Annotated in this window: 2 protein-coding genes and 1 pseudogene; all 3 read right to left on the bottom strand. The window is 66.1% G+C overall.

What is annotated here, in order from left to right:
- A partial coding sequence (locus ACT84W_RS07500; protein WP_444328751.1) for a glucuronate isomerase occupies nucleotides 1-614 on the bottom strand: 614 nt, incomplete at its 3' end.
- Nucleotide 615: 1 nt separating this feature from the next.
- A complete protein-coding gene (gene uxuA, locus ACT84W_RS07505) occupies nucleotides 616-1719 on the bottom strand; it encodes a mannonate dehydratase (RefSeq protein WP_417576352.1) in 1104 nt (367 codons plus the stop codon).
- Between the two features lie 114 nt (nucleotides 1720-1833).
- A pseudogene (locus tag ACT84W_RS07510) lies at nucleotides 1834-2759 on the bottom strand (mannitol dehydrogenase family protein); the annotation flags it as partial.

Consider the following 2759-nt stretch of genomic DNA (forward strand, 5'->3'; position numbering starts at 1 on the left):
AGCTTGTCGCAGTAGTCGGCGAAGCCCGCGGCGCTGATGTTCATGAGGCCGTCGGGGCGGAAGGTCGGCAGGACCTTGAAGCCGTTGTCGGCCTCCTCGGCGGCGAGGAGCTTGTGGTAGGCGAGGTCGCTCGCCGGGTCGTCGGTCGTGCAGACGCACTTCACGTTCATGCGCTGGATGAGGCGCTTGGCGGTGAAGTCCGGCGTGGCCAGAAGCGCGTTGGCGCGCTCCCAGATCTCCTCGGCGTTCTTGCGGCAGATGGTGAGGTCGATGCCAAAGAAGCGGCGGAGCTCCAGGTGGCTCCAGTCGTAGATCGGGTTGCCGATGGCGCGCTCGACGGCGTCGACGAAGGCCAGGTACTTGGCGTGGTCGTCGTCGCCGCGGATCACGGACTCGGGCGTGCCGTTCGCGCGCATGAGGCGCCACTTGTAGTGGTCGCCGAAGCCGTTGTCGTAGAGCCAGACCTGGGCGAGGTTCTCGTAGCTCTTGTTCTCGTAGATCTCAGCGGGAACGAGGTGGCAGTGGTAGTCGATGATCGGCATCTTCTCCGCGTGGCAGTGGTAGAGCTTGCGCGCCCACTCGGTGTTCAGCAGGAAGTCGTCGCCCAGAAGCATGCTACTCGCCGTCCTTCACGATGTCGCCGACCTTGCCCAGGGCCTCCCAGACGCCGTTGATGTAGGCGATGCCGAGGGCGCGGTCGTAGAGGCCGTAGCCCGGGCGGCCGGTCTCGCCCCAAATCATGCGGCCGTGGTCCGGGCGCATGTAGCCGTCGAAGCCGTTCTTGTGGAGCATGCTCATCATGCGGACGAGGTCGAGCGAGCCGCAGTTCGTGGGGTGCGGAGCCTCATAGAAGTCCTTGTTGCCGGGGACCTCGGGGCTGATGTACTTGATGTTGCGCATGTGCACGAAGTGGATGCGGCCGCGGGCGGAGAACTCGTCGAGGATGTCGTAGACGTTGTTCGCGGGGTCCTCGGCGATGGAGCCGCAGCACAGGGTGATGCCGTTGTAGGGGGTGTCGACCGCGTTGCAGATCCAGTCGAGGTCGTCGCGGTTCTTGACGATGCGCGGCAGGCCAAAGATGGAGTACGGGGGATCATCGGGGTGGATGGCCATCTTTACGTCGCACTTCTCGCAGGTCGGCATGATGGCCTCGAGGAAATAGACGAGGTTCTCGCGGAGCTTGGCCTCATCGATGTCCTTGTACGCGTCGAGAAGGGCGCGGACCTGGGTCAGGCGCTCGGGCTCCCAGCCGGGCAGGGTGAAGTCGCCGGAGCCGCTGGAGACGCGATCGATGATCTCCTGCGGGTCGTCGGGGATGTTTGCCTTGACGAAGGCGAGGGTCTTCGAGCCGTCGGGCAGGGTGTAGTCGAGGTCGGACTTGACCCAGTCGAAGACGGGCATGAAGTTGTAGCAGATGCACTTGATGCCCTCGGCGGCGAGGTTCTCGATGGTCTGTTTATAGGCCTCGATGTGGGCGTCGCGGGTGGGCAGGCCGATCTTGATGTCGTCGGAGACGTTGACGGACTCGATGCACTCGAGCTTCAGGCCGGCGGCCTCGACCTGCTCGCGCAGGGCGTGGATGCGCTCGCGGGGCCAGACCTCGCCCGCGGGGATGTCGAAGAGCGTGCCGACGATGCCGGTGCAGCCCGGGATCTGGGCGATCTGCTGAAGGGTGATCTTCTCGGACTCGGGTCCGTACCAACGGAAACTAAGCTGCATGTGTTGGGTTCCTTATCTCTAGCGCGGGGATAGCCCCGCGTTTTTGCGGGCAGTATGGGGAAGCGCGCGGGAGGGACCCGGTCGTGGGGCCCTCCCGTGCGCTGCCTTACAGGTTTAGAGGTACTTGTGGATGGTCGCGCGAACGGCGCCGGGGCCTGCGAGCATCTCGAGCAGGTAGCCCTCGATCTTCTCGCCGAGGCCTGCCTTGTAGAGGTCGAGGGTGAAGATCTCGGTGTTCGAGAGGATCGGCGCGGCGGCCGCGTGAACGGCGTCGGCGTCGGCGGCGCCCAGCTTGAGGTCGGCGACGCGGGCCTGGAGCTCGGCGAGCAGCGGGTCGGGGCTGCACTCGAAGGCGTTGCCCTCGTCGTCGACGGCGGTGAGGTAGCGCAGCCAGCCGGCGATGGTCAGCGGGATGTAGGTGAGGCCGCTCACGTCCTTGCCGGCGGCGAGGTAGGCGTTCAGGGTGTGGCCATAGCGGATGGCGACCTTCTGGGAGGTGTCCGTGGCGATGCGCTGCGGGGCGTCGGGCAGGGACTTGTTGACGAGGCGCTCGCTGGTGAGCTCGTCGATGAAGGCCTGTGGGTCGATGACCTTGGGGTCGACGACCACGGGCAGGTCCTCGTCGTAGCCGAGGTGGTGGACCAGGGAGGCGAGGTCGGCGTCCTCCATCTCCTTCCAGATGCGGTCATAGCCGAGCAGGCAGCCGAAGACGGCGAGGCAGGTGTGCAGCGGGTTCAGGCACGCGGTGACCTTCATGGTGTCGGCGCGCTCGGCGGTCTCGCGGTCGCAGAGGATCACGCCGCCCTCGTCGAGGGCGGGGCGGCCGTTGGGGAAGGAGTCCTCGATGACGAGGTAGTGGCAGGCCTCGGTGTTCGCGAAGCCGGCGAAGGTCGGGCCCGCGGTCTTGATCAGGCCGAGGTCCTCCCAGCCCTGAGACTCCAGCGCGGACTCGGTCTCGGGCGAGGGGTTCGGGGTGATGCGGTCGATCATGGACCAGGGGAAGCTCACGCGGGACTCGTCGCCCACGTAGTCGACGAAGC

Source organism: Paratractidigestivibacter sp. (genome assembly GCF_052362415.1).
Classification (GTDB): Bacteria; Actinomycetota; Coriobacteriia; order Coriobacteriales; family Atopobiaceae; genus Paratractidigestivibacter.